Genomic DNA, 17,287 nt, shown 5'->3' on the forward strand with positions numbered 1-17,287 from the left:
CGCGAAACCTGTGTTATACTACCGCCGCTTTTCCCTGGCCGCCCGTGCCACGGCGCACAGGGCGCATCCCAACACCAACCTTGGCCAACTGCGAGGAGAGCATGCCCATCAAGTTCGGAACCGACGGTTGGCGAGCCGTCATCAGCGACGAATTCACCTTCGCCAACGTGCGCCACGTATCCCAAGCCATCGCCGACCACATCCTCAAGGATCGGATGAACGGCGAGCCGCATCCTCATCCCCTTGTCATCGTCGGGTTTGACACCCGCTTTCTCTCCGACCGGTATGCGGCAGAAGTGGCTCGCGTCCTGGCCGGCAACGGCATCCGCGTGTACCTGAGCAAATCGGACTGCCCCACACCCGCCGTGTCCCACGCCATCCGTCGGATGGGGGCCACGGGCGGCGTCATGGTAACCGCCAGCCACAACCCCCCGCGCTACAACGGCATCAAGTACAAGGCTTCCTTCGGCGGATCTGCCATGCCTGCCGAGACCGCCCAGATTGAAGCGCACCTCCAGGCCAACCTGGCATCGGGACGCCAGCCCGTGCTGGCCGACTGGGCCATAGAGCAGGGGGTGCTCCCGCCCCAGCCCAGCGGCGCGGAAATCACCCGCTTTGACCCCATGCCCGACTACCTGGCGCACGTGCGCTCGCTCATCAACCTGGACGTCATCGCCCGCTCGGGCCTGCGCGTGCTCATAGACCCCATGTATGGCGCAGGTCGCGGGTACATGCGCGCCCTCCTCGCCGAGGCCGGGCTTGTGGCCGACGAAATCCACGGCGAGATGAACCCAGGCTTCGGCGGCATCCACCCCGAACCCATCAGCCGCAACCTGGGCGATCTCATACGCACCGTGCGCAACGGCTACGACATCGGCCTGGCCACCGACGGCGACGCCGACCGCATCGGCGCTGTGGATCACCTCGGCAACTTCGTGGACCCGCACGCCATCATCGCGTTGGCCCTGCGCCACCTGGTGGAGAACCGAGGCATGCACGGCTGCGTCGTCAAGACTGTCTCCACCAGCGAGATGGTGGCCCGCCTGGCTCGCCGCTACGGCCTCCCCCTGTACGAAACGCCCGTGGGCTTCAACTACATCTGCGACCACATGCTGGACAAGGACGTCCTCATCGGCGGCGAAGAGAGCGGCGGAATCAGCATCAAGGGCCACCTGCCCGTCGGCGACGGCATCCTGATGGGCCTGCTCCTGCTGGAAATCGTGGCGTCCAACGGCAAGTCGCTGCGCGAACTGGTGGACGACCTGCAGCGCACCGTCGGCCCGTTCCGGTATGCTCGCCACGACCTGCGCACCAGGCCCTTCGTCAAGTCCGAATTGGTGCGCGCCCTCAAGGCCAGTGTCCCCGCCCAACTCGCCGGACTGCCCGTGCGCGCCGTGGACGACAGCGACGGCATCAAGTACCGCCTGCAAGACGATTCGTGGCTGCTCATCCGCCCGTCGGGCACGGAGCCGGTGCTGCGCATCTACGCCGAAGCCCCCACCGCCGAGATAGTGCAGGCCCTGCTGGCCGAGGGTGGGCGCATGGCCCAGGCGCACCTGTAGGGGCAGACCTACGTGTTTGCCCCGACGGGCAGACCTGCGTGTCTGCCCCAGACAGGCCAGACCCACGTGTCTGCCCAGGCGTGTCTGCCCCAGACCGCCCGCGCACCCCGCGTTTCCGCAACCCGCATCCGCCCGTGCGATGCTGCGTTTTAATTCGTGGTGCGCACCGCACCCTTTCCGGGAATGCCCGTTTGCCAAAGGGCGCTTTCACATATACAATCATCATGACCCTGAAGCCAGGAGATCCGGGATGACCAATCAGCCACCTTCCACCGTCGGCAAAGACCGCCGCCTGCTCCTCAAAGCCCTATGCGTTGCCCTTGCAGTCGTTGCCATCGCGCTGCTGGCGCGCGCGCAGAATACTTGGGCCAGCCCGCCCTCCGCGCCCGTCAGCCAGACCATCCCCGCGCAAGTGCGGTTCAACGGCCCCCCTTACGAATGGGCCGTGCAGGTGGGGTCGGTGCTCACCCTGGAGTTCTGGGTGGACCCGGCGGGGCCGGGCGCCTATACGCAACAGATCGCCTTTACGTTGACCTTTGACCCCAGGTACCTCATGGTCGTGGATGCGGCGGGCAACCCGACGAGTCAAATCACGCCCAACACGGCAATCTTGAATAAAGTCAACCTGAACTCCGCCAACAATGGCACGGGACTGATCCAGTACAACGCCGAAGACACGACGCCCTGCAACAACGAAAACAAGTCGTCCATCAAGATCGCCACCGTCCGCTTCAAGGGCAAGGCGGCTACATCCGGCACTGCGCTTACATTCGCCAGCGTCGGCGTAAGCGGGCCGGGCTTCACATGCCCCTCCCCGTACTTCTCCTACTCTGCCATCGTGCGCAACGGCAACGTCATCGTTACCGCCGCCCCTGCCACATCCACGCCCACGCCCACGCCCACCATCACCAACACGCCCACGGCCACCCCCACGCCTACGAACACGCCAACGCCGATTCCTACCCCCATGCCCGGGCGCGGCCAGATTCTCGGCTTCGCGTTCTGGGACGTCAACCACAACGATCGGCGCGAGCCTTACGAGCCGCCGTTGGGTGGGGTGCGCATTTCCCTCCGCAGCGCGCAGGGAACAGAACTGAGCGCGGCGATTTCCCGCGCAGACGGGTACTACGAGTTCCTGGCGCTGTATCCGGGCGTGTACCAGGTGGTGCAGACCACGGCCCCCACGGGCTGGCAGGACATATCCGCGCCCTGGTTCGGCGCGGTAACCGCCGATGAGACCTATCTCGTCAACTTCGCCAACGCCCTGCTGCGACAGAGCAACCGCTATCTTCCCTTCATCATGCGCAACGCGAGCGGCGCGAACATCGCCCCCAACCTCGCCCCGCGGGACGCCCGTCTTGCCGACATCAGCCTGCCCGACGCCCGCCGCACGCCGGTCATCTCCAGCGCCAGGGCCCTTGCCTCCCAGGGCAGCGCGCCGGTCCGCGCGGACCTCTCCGTGGCGGCAACGGTCGTCGCCACCGTCCCCGTGCTGGACAAAGCCTACGACGTGGAAGTGGCGGGCAACTACGCCTACGTGGCCGACGGGCTGGCGCACCTCACCGTGCTAAACGTGTCCAACCCCATCAGCCCTACCTTCGCGGGGCGCGCGGGCGAAGGCTCCGGCGAAGCCCACGACGTGGCCCTGCTGGGCAACAAACTCTTCATGGCCGAGAAGTACGGCTGGCTCCACATCTACGACATCACGAACCCCGCCAGCCCGTACCAACTGGAAATCATGAAGACCAATGCCTTCGTGAAGGGCGCGGATGCGGTGGGCTCCTATGCCTACATCGCCGACGAATGGGAAGGGATGCATGTGGTGCGGGCCACCGCCCCCTACACCATCGTGGGCACGGCATCAGGGGGGTGCGACTTCGCCGAGCGGGTCTGGTCCGACGGAACCTACGCCTACGTCGCGGGCGGCACATGTGGGCTTCGTATCGTCAACGTCTCCAACCCCACCAACCCACAGGTGCTATCCACCCTGGCCTTTGACCCGGTGGGCTACCAATGGGATGTGTGGGTCAACGGCAACTACGCCTATCTCGCGGGAGACGCCGCCGGCTTGCGCGTCGTCAACATCGCCAACCGCAGCGCCCCGGTGCACGTAACCACGGTGGACACCGACGGCGCGGCCCAGGCCGTGTACGCCGAGGGGAACTACGTGTTTGTCGGCGACGGCCCGGCGGGGGTGAAGGTCTATGACGTAACCAACCCCGCCGCGCCCGTGCTTGTGGCCTCCGTGAGCACGCCCGGCAACGTCTGGGGCATCTTCCACAAGGACGGCTACGTGTACGCCGCCGCCGAATCCGCGGGAGTGGTGGTGATCCAACTCGCCCCGCCCACGCCAACCCCGACGCCCACCCCCACCCGCACGCCCACCAACACAGGATCGCCCACGCCCACCAACACCCGCGGCTCGCCCACGCCCACCAAAACCCACACCGCTACCCGCACACCCACGCCCACCTTCACGCCCACGCCCAACCCGCGCTTCCGCTTCGGCTTCGGCATTGACACCAGCATCGGTCAGATCGGCGACTACGACGTAACCCAACTGGGCGCAGGGTGGTATTCGGATTGGAGTTACCGCGTATCGCCACCGCGGCCCGGCGGGCTGGAATACTTCCAACTCATCAACGTCCGCTCGGACGTGGTGCAGGTGTACACCCCGACCAAGGTCGTTACCTATACCGGCTGGGCGAACCTAGAATCGGCCATCGCCGCCAACCCTGGATCCGTCTGGCTCATCGGCAACGAACCCGACTGCAAGTGGCCCGACTGCAACAACCGCTACCCCGATGAATACGCCGTCCTCTATCACGAGTTCTACACCTTCATCAAGAGCCGCGACCCCACGGCCCTGGTGGCCAATGGCGCTATCGTGGAAGGCACGCCCCTGCGCCTGCAGTACCTGGACATGATCTGGGACAAGTACCGAGAATACTACGGCACCGACATGCCCGTGGACGTGTGGAACATGCACAACCAGATCGCGCGCGAGAAAGAAGGCGACTGGGGCGCAGGCATCCCGCCCGGATTCCCGCCCGGCACCGTCGGCGCCCTCTACGAGGCCGAGCAGAACGACAGCCTGTCCCTGTTCATCCAGCACGTGCGCAACATGCGGACGTGGATGCGCGACCACGGCCAGCGCAACAAGCCGCTCATCATCTCCGAGTACGGCGTGCTGTTCACCGAAGACCGCGGCTTCACCGTGGACCGCGTCAATGACTTCATGAGTGCCACGTTCCGCTACCTGCTCTACGCCACCGACCCGGACATCGGCTATCCCGCCGACGGCAACCGCCTCGTGCAGCGGTGGCTCTGGTTCAGCCTCAACTCGCCGCCGTGGAAGTGGAACGGCTCCCTGTTTGATTACACCGTCGTGCAATATCCGGGCGTTATCACCCGCTACGGCATCAACTACCGCAATTTCACGTCGGACCCCTGGCGCGCCACGCCCACGCCGGCGGGCACCCCCGGCCCCAAGACCATCTACCGCGAGGCCGAGGGCGGCTCCCTGTCGGGTGACATGCGCATCGTATCCGGCCAGACCGCCGCGTCCAACTGCGCCTACGTGGACACGCCCCCCAACAGCGCGGGCGGCAACGTGAGGGTATCGGTCAACGTGCCGACGGCTTCGGGCTACTACGTCTGGCTGCGAGTATACGGCCCCAACACCAACAGCAACTCGTTCTGGGTCTCGGTGGACGAGGGGCTGGAATACAGCATGGAGTTCACTCCCGGCTCATGGCGGTGGGAACGGCTGGGTGGCTCCAACCCCGTGCGGTTCAACCTCACCACCGGCTGGCACCGCATCATGGTGCGGCAAAAGGAAATCGGCGCGCGGGTAGATGCCATCGTCGTGTCGGACAACCCCAACCTCTCGCCCGACATCCCCAACCCGTGCTACACCCCCACGCCGACGCCCACCCACACGTCGGTCTACACGCCCACGCCCACCCGCACGCCCACGTCCACCCGCACCCCCATGCCCACCGGCGACGCCCACATCCTGGGCCATGTGGCCCTGCAGGGCCGCCCCACCCCGCCCGACCCGCGCTGGGCCGTGCCGGTACACGTTACGGTGCACCTGCCGGGCGACCCCATCCCCGCCTACCAGGCCCACCTGGACACCGACGAGAGCGGCAACTTCCTGATGGAGAACCTGCAGCCGGGAACCTACGACGTGGCCGTGCGCAACTGGCACACCTTGTGGAATCGCATTGGCAATGTAGTCCTCGCTTCGGGCATCAACTCCGTGAACCTGGGGACGCTGAAGGAAGGCGACGCGAGTCAGGATAACGTGGTTGATGTCACTGACTTCTCGCTTCTGGCAATGTCGTTGCTCAAGAGGCGAGGAGACACGGGCTTCATCAACACGACGGACTTCAATGAAGATGGAACGACGGATGTCAGTGACTTCTCGTTGCTGGCAATGAACATCCTTCAATCCGGTGCGGCAGTGACGCCTGTGGCGGTCCGGATGACACCGAAGGCTTCCGCGCCAGAAGCCACATGCTCCGATCAGGTGAATCTCTATTTCTCGCCGAGTTCCAAGACTGTTCTACTTAATGAGTCTTTTACGATCAAGGTGCGCGTAAACCCGGTCGCGCATCAGGGTATATCCGGCGTCCAGGCCAGGATCACGTTCGACCCGATTATCCTTCAACTCGTCTCAGTGACAGATTCGGGGCCGTTGGACTTCCTAGGCGGCAGCGGATTGCAGATTGGCAGCAACTATGTTCAGTTTGTCATGGGCACGTTGGAGACGCCCGTGACCAACGACTTCTCGCTGATCGACCTGAACTTCAAGGCCCTGACGCCCGGCACCAGTACGCAGCAATTCACTGCCCTCTCTGGGGGAGAGCCCATCAAAGCCACAGGGCCTGACTGCACAACGGGATTCGCCCTGTACACGCCATCCGGCTCCGTTACCGTCCTCGCCGCCACGCCCACGCCGGTCGCCACGGCCAAGCCCACCTACACGCCCACGCCGCCCCTCCCGCCGGGCGAATCCGAAATCGTCCTGCAGTACGGCAAGGACGGCTACACGCAGATGTGGGACACCTACATCTCGGGTTGGAACGAAACCAACAACTATGGCCAGGAGTGGACCATGAAGGTCCGCACGGGCGACGTGCGTCAGCCGCTCCTGAAGTTTGACCTCTCGCCTGTTCCGGCGGGGGCCAATGTAACAGGCGCCCACCTGGACCTGTACGTAACCGACGGCACGGTCCACGCCCTGGACGTAGGCGCGTACAAACTCCTGCGGCCCTGGGCCGAGAACGAAGCCACGTGGATTCTGGCGCGGGCCAACGACCGGTGGAGCGTCCCAGGGTGTGGCGACGTGGGCACCGACCGCGCCGACACCGCCGTGTACACGCAGACCGTGCACGGGGCCGTCGGGTACTGGTATTCGTGGGACGTAACGTCGCTGGTGCGCGACTGGCTCGCCGAGCCGTCGCAGAATCACGGCCTCATCCTGCGCGGCGGAGGCTCCACCAGCACCGAGTACACCATCGCGGCCGCCCAGCACCCCACCCAGGCGTGGCATCCCAAACTGGTGATCCGCTACACGCTCACGACGCCGACGCCCACGCCCACGGCAACGCCCACCTCCACGCCGAAACACACCCCCACGCCGACCGCCACGCCCACGGCCACCCCGCCCTGGGGCGGAATTGAGGGCATCGTGTTCCACGACCTGAACGCCGACGGCTTGTATCAGTGGGGCGAGCCCCCGTTGGCCGGCGCGCTCATCACCCTGCGCACCGACGCTGGCGTGCAGATTGCCACCCGCCTGACCCAGTCCAGCGGGCGCTACTCGTTCCCGTACCTGGATCCGGGCACCTACTACGTAACCGAGACCGACCCGCCCGGGTACACGTCCACGGCCAACGTGTTCCGCATCACCGTGATACCCAACTGGATGTTCGTCATCAACTTCGCCGACTATCCGGCGGGCGGATCATCTCCAACCCCGACGCCAACGGCCACCGTCGCGATGACGCCCACGCCCACACCGACCGCCACGGCGACGGCGACCGCTACACCGACCACCACGGCGACGGCCACGCCACACAACACGCCGAGGGCGCGGTTGTGGCTGCCACACGTGGCCCGCGGACAATGATGAGCGACGCACCCCTGCCACAGGAAGAATCGGAGGCCATTTGCGAAGGAGAACACGGACTTTGAGCGCGCATCTACGCAGGCAACCCCATCGCTGGCTATCCGCTGCCATCGCCGCTGCGGCCATGGGCCTGCTCGCCCTTTTCGTCGGCGCATCCCTGGCGGCGTCCACGGCGGCAGAGAGCGGCGCGTGGCGCTTGTCTTACCAACTGGACTACAGCGGCGTGCCCGACTGGGTAACCCATCGCGACATCACCTTGCGCATCCGCGTGGGCGAGAGCGTAACCGCCCTGTCCGCCGAAACAGCCGCGGGAGCCGTCTCCCACGTGTACGACCCCATCTCCGGCGTGGCGATCATCACCACCGACGCCCCGACGCTCACGGTCCGCCTTGCCGCCGATGCCGTGCCCGCCGATTTCGGCGCGGTCTCCACGGCCCCGCTCATGCACGACAAACTCTGGGCCTACAGCATCACCGCCGACGACGGCTACGCATCCGCCTATGAGCATCTGCTCGCCATCCTGGGCCGCTACAACTATCGCGGCTCCGTGGCCGTCATCGGCACCAACCTGGGCAAGACGGTGAACGGAGTGCGCTACCTCAACCCAGAGGAATTGCAGGCGCTCTTCGCCGCGGGTTGGGGCGTAACCAACCACACCTACAGCCACAAATACTTCGCCGACTATCCCAACGAGGCGGCTCTTGTGGCCGACGTGCAATGGAACAACGCCGTCATCAGCGATACCCTGGACGGATTCCAGCCGCGGATTTTTACGTCGCCGTTCACCGAGCCCCAGTTCGCGCCGGTGATTCGGGCCAACCGCGGCACGCTGGGCCTGTACCTGGTGCAGCACCTGGGCTGGCGTATCAACTACGTGGACCCGCCGACCTTCCTCACGACGGACTACTTCTGGACCACCGGCCGCGACCGCATTGAGGAATGGCACTACGACGACGCCCACCAGCGCGCCCTGGCGAACGGCGGCACACCCCTGTGGCTGACCCATCACGTTCACGACGAGGCGGGCCTGGACCCCATCTGCAACGCGGTGGAAATCGGCACGGACTATCTCTACTACCATTATGGCGCGGGCGGCACCGACGAGGTCTGGGTCGCGCCTGCCCAGGAAGTGTACGAGTACCTGGTTACCAGAGCCGCTATTGGCGTGTCGCTGCTGGCAGCGGAACCGGACGACTTTACCGCCATCTTGCCCGCGCCCAACATCACGCCGACGCCCACGCCCCTGCCCACGCTGTACACGCGCACCTTCTACCCCGTCGCCGACACCACCCTCAGCGCCGAGCAGTGGTACGACAACTTTGGCGAAGACCACACCCTCCGCGTGCGCACCAAGCGGGACCTGCCCAGCGTCAAGGCCGCGCCCATCCGCTTTGACCTCTCGTCCATTCCAACCTACGCCACGGTTATCACGGCGGAACTTCGGCTCTACAGCCTGAGCCAGAGCAATACAGCCTGGCTGTGCCTGGACCTGTACCGCCTGAACCGCCCGTGGGACGAGCGACAGGCCACCTGGGACCGCGCCACCGCAGACGCGCTGTGGGCCGTCCCTGGTGCCAACGGCGTGCCCCACGACCGCGAGGGGACGCTGGCGACCGTCCGCTGCTGGGTGCAAAGCGTGGACCGTTGGTACACCATGAACGGCAAAACGCTGGCCCAATACTGGGTCAACAACCCGGACAAGAACGACGGCGTCTTGGTCAAACCAAGCGGCGGCTCATCGGTGGAATACCAATTCGTGTCGCGTGAGGGCGAACCCGACAAGCGGCCCCAACTGATCGTGTCCTACGTGCTGCCCGACAATGCCCCCACGCCGGCGCCGCCCACGGCCACGCCCGAATACGCCTGGCCGCTCAAAATGCGCGTCCTGTCCACGACGAGCACCGAAGGGTTCGCCTACAACGTGCGCGCCAGGGGCGGCTACGCCTTCATCGCCAACGGGTCGCTGGGCAACATGCGCGTGGTGGATGCGCGCATTCCCGCATCACCCGTCCTGCTGCCGAAGGACCCCAAAACCACCGCGGGCGGCATCGCCCACAGCGTCTTCCTGCTGGGGAACCTGGCGCTCACCGGTGAGCGCACGGGGGGCATGCGCATCTACGACATCACGGACCCCGACAGCGCCGCCTTCGTAACCCGATTCCTCACCAGCGGGTCGGCCAAGGGCGTGGCCGCCTACGGCAACACCGCCTACATCGCCGACGAGTACAGCGGCCTGCAAATCGTCAACATCACCAACCCGCGCAGCCCTACGCTCATCAAAACGTTCAACATGAGCAACTTCTTCACCGAGGCGGTGGACACGGATGGCTCCTATGCCTATGTGGCCGCGCGGCAGGGCCTCTTCGTCATCAACGTCAAGAACCCGTACTCGCCGCGCTACGAAGGCAGCATCCCACTTCCGGGCTACCCCTACGCCGTGCAGAAGATAGGCAACCTGGCCTATGTGGCGTGCGGCGGCAGCGGCGAAATCCCGTCCAAAGAAGGCGGCCTGCAAATCGTGGATGTCTCCACCCCCAACGCGCTCCGCGTGGTTGGCTCCTACCGTCCGAGCACGCCTGTACTGGGAGTCCGCGTCGCCGGCAACCGCGCCTACCTGGCCGCTTATGACGGGGGCATCGTCGTGTTGGACGTAACCGAGCCCGCCAGTCCGGTCCTCCTGGGCGAAGCCGACACGCCCGGCCAGGCCTGGGGCATTGATGTGGAGAACGACCTGGCCTACGTGGCCGACGGCGCAGCGGGCCTCACCATCGTGGATGTGGGACCTGTTCCCACGCCCACACCGACCGCCACTCCGTCGCTCACACCCACCGAGACCCCAACCCCCACACCCACGTGGACGCCGACCGAGACCCCAACTCCCACGTCAACCGAAACACCCACCGCCACGCCGACGGCAACGCCCACCCTTACGCCGCGACCGTCCTATCGGCTCATCCTGCCCCTCATCTGGCGCGGCGCGGAAAGCCCGGCCCGCTCACAGGCCAAAGCGCAGAGCCTCCCCGAACTGGCCGGGGCGCAGGCCCTCTACGGCTCCGAGGCCGACCGCTTTGGCGTCGGCGTCAACCCCGTGTACGGGCGCATCACCGACTACGACGTGGCGCGGTTGCACATCGGCTGGTACTCCGACTGGTCCTACAGCGTCAACCCGCCGCATCCCGCCAACCTGGACTACGTCCACGTCGTCTCGGTGCACCACGACAAGTACCCGCCGGACTGGAACCGCCTGGCCCAGGCCATCGCCGCCAACCCGGGCGCGCTCTGGATCATCGGCAACGAGCCGGAAGGCGTGTGGCAGGGCAACCGCACGCCCGCCGAATATGCGCTCATCTACGGCACGCTCTACCGCTTCATCAAGGCCCGCGACCACACGGCCCAGGTCGCCATCGGTGGCGTCATTGAGCCGACCCCGCTGCGGCTTCAGTGGCTGGACCAGGTGATGGCGGAGTATCAGGCGCTGTACGGCCAGAAAATGCCGGTGGACGTGTGGAACATCCACGTGCAAATCCTGCGCGAGAAAGGCCCGTGGCCGGGCTGTCCCGACTGCTGGGGCGCGGGCGTTCCCGTGGGCCTGACGGGCGTAACCCAGGGGCGCTTGTACGAGATTGAAGACAACGCCGACCCGGCCATCTTCCGCCAACTGGTGCGCGAGTTCCGCCAGTGGATGAACGCCCGCGGCGAGCGCGACAAACCGCTCATCATCTCCGAGTACGGGGTGCTGATGCCGTCGGACTACCTGGCCCCGACCGTAGAAGAAGGCGACCTGATAGTGAAGCATTTCATGACCGAGACTTTTGACTTCCTGCGCACGGCTGTGGACGCAAACGTTGGCTACCCTGCTGACGGCAACCGCCTCGTCCAGCGCTGGCTCTGGTATAGCCTGAACGACTCGCCGGACAACTTCAATGGCGGCCTGTTTCGTCACGACGACCCTTCGCAGATTACGCAGTTCGGCGAGCACTTCGCCCAGTACACCGCCCCGCTGCAATGGCCATTCACTGATCTGGCCGTTCGGTCGGTGGTGCTCACGCCCAACGTGCTGCAATCCACGCCTCTCACGCTCACAGCCCGTGCCGAAATCCTGAACCTGGGGACGCAGGCCACAGGGCCTTTCATCGTTGCCTTCTACGAGGGCAACCCGCAAAGCGGCGGCGTGCTCAAGGCCCAGGTGCTGGTAGCAGGCGCAGCTGCCCGCTACGACGCCGCGCCTGTCATCGCAGAAGCGTCCTGGCTCACCGCGCCCGGCATCCCCGGCCAGGCTCGCGAGGTGTACGTAGTGGCCGACAGCGCTGGCGCTATCGGCGAGTCCAACGAGGCCAACAACATGGGGATGCGCGCCGTTACCGCCCACGCGCCATTCGCGCGCTACCTGCCCGTGGCGCTGCGCCGATACTGAGCGCCCCCGCCCAGGCGCCCCAATCCCGCGAGGCTAGTCGCGCTTCTCCTCGGTCTTGCGCCAGACAAAATACATGCGCTGGAAGGCCGTCACGTTCGTCAGAATGGCCAGAACCCACAGCGCCAGGGGCACCACGTCCAGCAGGAGTGCCAATACGAGGATAGCAATGCGCTCAAAACGCGTCAGCATGCCTTCCTTGCATTCCACGCCGATCCCCTCGGCCCGCGCCCGCGCATAACTGACCATGAGCGATCCGATGATGGCCGCGTAAATGAGGATCGTGTGCAGCGTCGTGCCGTAGCGAATGTAGTACAGCAGCAGCCCGAAGTACATCAGCGCCTCGGAGAACCGGTCCAGGTTGGAATCCAGGAAAGCCCCGAAGCGGCTCACGCGGTTTGCGGCCCTGGCGACCGCGCCGTCTAGAGCGTCAAAAATGCCCGCGAATACGATGAGCAGCGCGCCCCAGAAGAACCAACCCTGCGACAGCACGTAGGCGATCCCTATGTGCATCACAAAGCCCGTCAGCGTCAGCGCGTTGGGCGATATGCCCGTCCGCGCGATGGCCTGGGCCACCGGATTCACAATCCCATACGTCCATTTCCGCAAGCGTTCGCCAATCATAAAGACTCGTTCAGCCCCCCTCTTCTGCGCCGTTTGTCTAGCAATTCCGCGTAGTACTCCAGCACCCTGTCCGCCACCGTGTCCCAACTGAATTCGCGGGCGCGCCGAAGCCCCGCCTCCCCCATCGCGCGGGCCATCTCCGGATTCAGGAGAATCCGCTCCAACGCGGCAGCCAACGCCTCCTCATCCTCCGGCGGCACAAGAAGCCCCTGCACGCCATTCTGCAACACCGAGCGATACCCCGGGATATCGCTCGCAACCACGGGCCGCCCCGACGCCATCGCCTCCAGCAGCACGATGCCGAAACTCTCCGAGCCGGTAGACGGCGCGCAGTACACCGTGCACGTCCGGTAGTAGCGGGGCAACGCACCCGCGGGCACATACCCCACGAAGCGCACATCCCGGATGCCCCGCTCGCGCACATAACGCACATACGGATCCTTGCTCTCCTTGTCAAACGCCCCTGCCACGATGAGCCTGGCATCGGGCACGCGCGCCTTCAGGATTTCAAAGGCCCTGAGAAGATAGCGAAAGCCCTTGCGTTTCTCCAGGCGGCCCAGGAACAGAATATTCGGCTTGCCGTCGTTGAACCGCTCAATCGGCTCCACGTTCGGATCCGAGAAGGCTTCCACGTCAATACCGTTGGGAATCACGCGGTACTCGCCCGGAAAGTATGCCGCCACGTAGTCCCGCGCCGCCTCGGACACCGCAATCCGCCCGTCCAGGCGCTCCATGAGCCGCTCCAGGACCACTTTCCACGCCGAGTAGGTGAAACTGGTCTCCCGATAGGCATGGAATGTCCCGACGTTGACGGCAGTGGAATGGTACAACATGGCCCAGGGGAGCGTCGGCGTGAGGGGTTCCTGCAAGTGGACCACATCAAACCGATGGCTCTCCAGAATATCCTTGGCGCGATTGTACACCCTGGGCGACAGCGAGATGCGCGCCTGGGAGCCGGCAAACGGGAACGATACAATGTGCTTGGTGGCTGCGATGACGTGCTCGGGCAGTTCGGCATCTTCCGGGCACGGGGCCACGATGTGCACCTCGTGGCCCTTCTTGCGCAGCGTCGCGCTCAGATGGCGGATGTGCTCCGTTACGCCGCCCGGGTAGGGATACTCATACGGCGCTACCATGGCAATCGTCAGTCGTTCCATATTTTTCTGAACACCACCCACTGGGAAGGGTCTCTCCGCATCTCGCGTTCCACCACCGATAGCACCTGGCGCATGGTCTGTTGCACCGTCGCGTCGTCGGGCTGCTTCACCACGGGGAAGACCATCGGCGGATACGCGCGCAACACGTATCGCGCACCGGGCAGCCGCCAGACGAGAACGGGAAGCACCGGCGCTCCCGTCCGCAGGGCCAGCAACGCAAACCCGTCAGGTAGGCGCGCGGGCCTGCCGAAGAACTCCACCACACGCCCGCTGTCCGTCGCATCGCGATCCAGCGCCAGGCCCACCCCGTCGCCGCGCCGCAGCGCCCGCATGATTTCCGTCAACGGGCCATCCACCGGCAGGAGGTGCAGCCCCTTCGCCGAGCGCAACCGGCACAGGTACTGGAACAGCGGCTCCGGCTGCACGTGCTCGGCCGGAGCGTAGCACGGCTTGCCGGCCAGCGGCACCATCTGGACGGCCAGTTCGGGGTTGCCGTAGTGGAGCGAGACGATGATCACCCCGCGCCCCATGGCAAACGCATCCTCCAGGTGTCCCCAGTCCTCGGTGACCACCCGTTCGCGCACCTGTTCCACGGGGCGCGCCGCCATCCAGAACAGGTCAAAGTAGTTCTTCAGGCTGCACCGGTAGGTCATGCGGGCCATCCGATCCAGTTCCTTCTCGTCCGGGTCGCCGCCCATGACCTGCCGGATGTTGCCCCGGACGATGGCCCGCTCCCTGGGGCGGAGATACGCCACCACGTCGGCGATGCGATCCACGAGCCAATGCCCCACGCGGATGGGCACCCGCGGCACCAGGAACCCCGCCACCCTGTACAGATAGTACGTCCACATGGTCGGCTTCACGAAATCCTAACCCCTGGTTTCGTCGTGAGTATCGTTGCTGGGCGACAGGACATGAGACACATTCGCGATATGCAGGCGAAGCGCATCGGGGCTGAGCGAACAGTACACCTCGCGTCCGACCTTGCGAACCTGCACCAGCCCCGCCCGCGTCAGCAGCCGCAGATGCCACGACACCAACGGCTGGCTCACCCTCAGCATCCTGGCCAGGCCCGACACGTTCAACTCGCCCCTGTCGGCGAGCAGCATCAGCATCCGCAGGCGCAGCCCATCGGCCAGGGCCCGGAAGTATTCGGCTAACGCATGGCAATCCGACTGGAGCACCTCGCACCTGCAGGGAAAAATTCATAAAGGAGCGTTTATACATTACACCCGTTTCGCGGATTTGTCAAAGCGGCGGTCGCCCGAGACGCATTGGGGTTCTGGCGCGAGAATGACCGGGCATCGTGCAGTTGCCGCGCAGGACTCACCTCACCTATCCCCACCCCGGCCGGGTTAGGTGAAGTCATGCATTCCATCGCTGTTCGCCATGTGGCGAAAGCCGCCTCCGTCTGGTACGGGGAGAGGACATGGGGTGAAGGGTAGACACGTAGGGCGGCTTTCCATAGCCGCCGGAAGGCGTAGGGCCGGTATGGAAACCTGCCCTACGCTCTATGCATTTCATGCTGCCGCTCATCGGTCTGACCGATTTCCACCGAATAGTATACACGACCACCGAACCGCCCACTTGCACCCGCCCCAGGTTTGTGGTACAGTATCCGCGGAGGGTTCGCCATGCAGATACCCGCCGTGGACTTCGCGCTGTACACTCCGCAGCAAGCCGCGGAGGAACAGCGGCGACTGGCGAGCAAAGCCATTCTGTGCCCGCTTCCACACCCACCGGCGACGGTCGGCGGCATAGACGTGGGAATCCGCAATGGAATCGCCTGTGCCACCGTCGTCGTCCTGTCCTACCCTGCGCTCCGCGTCCTGGCGTGGAGCCTGGCCCGCGCGCCGGTCTCGTTCCCCTACATCCCCGGCCTGCTGGCGTACCGCGAGATTCCCGTGGCGCTGGAGGCGCTGCGCAACCTGGACGCCCTGCCCGATGTGCTCATCTGCGACGGACAGGGCATCGCCCACCCGCGCCGCATGGGCATCGCGACGCACCTGGGCATCCTGCTGGATCACCCCACCGTTGGCTGCGCCAAATCGCGCCTGTGGGGCGTTCATGCCCCCGTGGGCAACCAACGCGGCGAGTGGCAACCGCTGGACGACCACGGCGAGACCATCGGCGCGGCGCTCCGCACGCGCCAGGGTGTCAAGCCCGTGTACGTCTCACCCGGCCATCGCACCGACCTGGACAGCGCGCTCCGCCTCGCCCTGGACTGCGCCCCGCGCTACCGCCTGCCCGAACCCACGCGGCTGGCGCATACCCTGGCCGCCGTGGGCGAGGCCGAATTCCGCGCCCTGATTCGGAAGCGCGGCTGGGATCGCAAGAAGGTGGAACCGTGATGAGCGCCGCCATACGCAAGGCTGCCGACATCCTGCGCGCCGCAAAGCACGCCGTCGCGCTGACCGGCGCGGGCCACAGCACCCCGTCGGGCATCCCCGACTTCCGCAGCCCCGAAAGCGGCCTGTGGGAGAAGTATGACCCCATGGTGGTGGCGTCCATCCAGTCCTTTCGCGCCAACCCGCGCCTCTTCTACGACTGGATTCGCCCGCTGGCGCGACAGACCGCAGAGGCCAGGCCCAATCCCGCCCACTATGCCCTGGCGCAACTGGAGGCCCAGGGCATTCTCAAGGCTGTCATCACCCAGAATATTGACGACCTGCACACCAAAGCCGGCTCGCGGCGCGTCCTGGAACTTCACGGCCACCTGCGGACGGCGACGTGCATCCGTTGCGGGCGCACGGTGGATGCTGCCCCGCTGGTGCGCCGCTTCCTGGAAGAAGACTGGCTTCCCACCTGCGAGTGCGGAGGCGCCATCAAGCCCGATGTAGTGCTGTTCGGCGAAATGTTGCCGGTGGACGTGTTTATGGAAGCCGACGCCGAGGCGCGATCCTGCGACGTCATGCTCATCGCGGGCAGTTCGCTGGAGGTTTACCCCGCGGCCGACCTGCCATTCGTCGCCAGGCAGCACGGCGCGCGCCTCATCGTCGTGAACCTTCAGCCCACGCCCGCCGACCCGCTGGCCGACGTGGTCATCCACGACGACGTGGCCATCGCCCTGCCACAGATCGCCGACCTGTGCGCGGGATGAGAACTGTTCCCGCCGAGACGGGGAACGCGCGGAGATTCACAACGAGTGCCTTCGCGCCTTTACAAAGCGCATTCACCGCGAAGAGCGCGAAGACCGCAGAGAGTATCAGGCCTTTCTCTGCGTCCTCGGTGCGCCCTCCGGTGAACCCAACTGCGCCTCGGCGACGACATTCAGTTACTCACGCTCGCTTTTTCATAAGAACGCACGATGTGGTAACATAGCGCCAGGAGGCCCATCGGGAGGTCGCACATTCGGTTGGCGCTGCTCTCTCGGCGGCCATCGTAGGGCAAATTG

The 17,287-nt window shown here is 65.5% G+C and carries 9 protein-coding genes and 5 pseudogenes; 10 read left to right on the plus strand and 4 right to left on the minus strand.

What is annotated here, in order from left to right; translation table 11 throughout:
- Nucleotides 1–101: 101 nt before the first annotated feature.
- From H5T65_02245 to H5T65_02280, 8 genes and pseudogenes are all read left to right on the plus strand, one after another.
- Nucleotides 102–1,562 (plus strand): phosphoglucomutase/phosphomannomutase family protein, encoded by a 1,461-nt coding sequence (locus tag H5T65_02245; protein MBC7258050.1) that lies wholly within the window; start codon nt 102–104, stop codon nt 1,560–1,562.
- Between the two features lie 967 nt (nt 1,563–2,529).
- Nucleotides 2,530–2,757, plus strand: a pseudogene (locus H5T65_02250) (hypothetical protein).
- 105 nt (nt 2,758–2,862) lie between these two features.
- Nucleotides 2,863–3,171: pseudogene (locus H5T65_02255) on the plus strand (hypothetical protein).
- A gap of 57 nt (nt 3,172–3,228) precedes the next feature.
- A pseudogene (locus H5T65_02260) lies at nt 3,229–3,537 on the plus strand (hypothetical protein).
- A gap of 45 nt (nt 3,538–3,582) precedes the next feature.
- Nucleotides 3,583–3,816 (plus strand): annotated as a pseudogene (locus H5T65_02265) (hypothetical protein).
- 1,662 nt (nt 3,817–5,478) lie between these two features.
- Nucleotides 5,479–5,578: pseudogene (locus tag H5T65_02270) on the plus strand (laminin G).
- Nucleotides 5,579–5,589: 11 nt separating this feature from the next.
- A complete protein-coding gene (locus tag H5T65_02275; GenBank protein MBC7258051.1) occupies nt 5,590–7,701 on the plus strand; it encodes a DNRLRE domain-containing protein in 2,112 nt (703 codons plus the stop codon).
- Nucleotides 7,702–7,762: 61 nt separating this feature from the next.
- Nucleotides 7,763–12,115: a DNRLRE domain-containing protein gene (locus H5T65_02280; protein ID MBC7258052.1), complete on the plus strand. Its 4,353-nt coding sequence runs from the start codon at nt 7,763–7,765 to the stop codon at nt 12,113–12,115.
- Between the two features lie 33 nt (nt 12,116–12,148).
- Here H5T65_02280 and H5T65_02285 read toward each other — a convergent pair whose 3' ends face one another.
- The 4 genes from H5T65_02285 to H5T65_02300 are packed head-to-tail and all read right to left on the minus strand — an operon-like array spanning nt 12,149 to nt 15,077.
- A complete protein-coding gene (locus H5T65_02285; GenBank protein MBC7258053.1) occupies nt 12,149–12,736 on the minus strand; it encodes a CDP-alcohol phosphatidyltransferase family protein in 588 nt (195 codons plus the stop codon).
- Nucleotides 12,733–13,893 carry a glycosyltransferase family 4 protein gene (locus tag H5T65_02290; GenBank protein ID MBC7258054.1) on the minus strand — a complete coding sequence of 387 codons (1,161 nt, stop codon included), beginning with the start codon at nt 13,891–13,893 and terminating at the stop codon, nt 12,733–12,735. Before H5T65_02290 ends, H5T65_02285 begins: the two co-directional genes overlap by 4 nt.
- Nucleotides 13,881–14,756, minus strand: a complete 876-nt coding sequence (locus H5T65_02295) for a hypothetical protein (protein ID MBC7258055.1) — start codon at nt 14,754–14,756, stop codon at nt 13,881–13,883. The genes H5T65_02290 and H5T65_02295 overlap by 13 nt, the downstream gene beginning before the upstream one ends.
- Before the next feature lie 6 nt (nt 14,757–14,762).
- Nucleotides 14,763–15,077: a helix-turn-helix transcriptional regulator gene (locus H5T65_02300; GenBank protein MBC7258056.1), complete on the minus strand. Its 315-nt coding sequence runs from the start codon at nt 15,075–15,077 to the stop codon at nt 14,763–14,765.
- A 450-nt stretch (nt 15,078–15,527) separates the two neighbouring features.
- On the opposite strand from H5T65_02300, the gene nfi reads away from it, so the two are divergent.
- Together nfi and H5T65_02310 are read left to right on the plus strand one after the other, a co-directional pair.
- Nucleotides 15,528–16,244, plus strand: a complete 717-nt coding sequence (gene nfi / locus H5T65_02305) for a deoxyribonuclease V (GenBank protein MBC7258057.1) — start codon at nt 15,528–15,530, stop codon at nt 16,242–16,244.
- Nucleotides 16,244–16,993: an NAD-dependent deacylase gene (locus tag H5T65_02310; GenBank protein MBC7258058.1), complete on the plus strand. Its 750-nt coding sequence runs from the start codon at nt 16,244–16,246 to the stop codon at nt 16,991–16,993. The genes nfi and H5T65_02310 overlap by 1 nt, the downstream gene beginning before the upstream one ends.
- Nucleotides 16,994–17,287: the final 294 nt, after the last annotated feature.

Source organism: Chloroflexota bacterium (assembly GCA_014360805.1).
Classification (GTDB): Bacteria; Chloroflexota; Anaerolineae; order DTLA01; family DTLA01; genus DTLA01.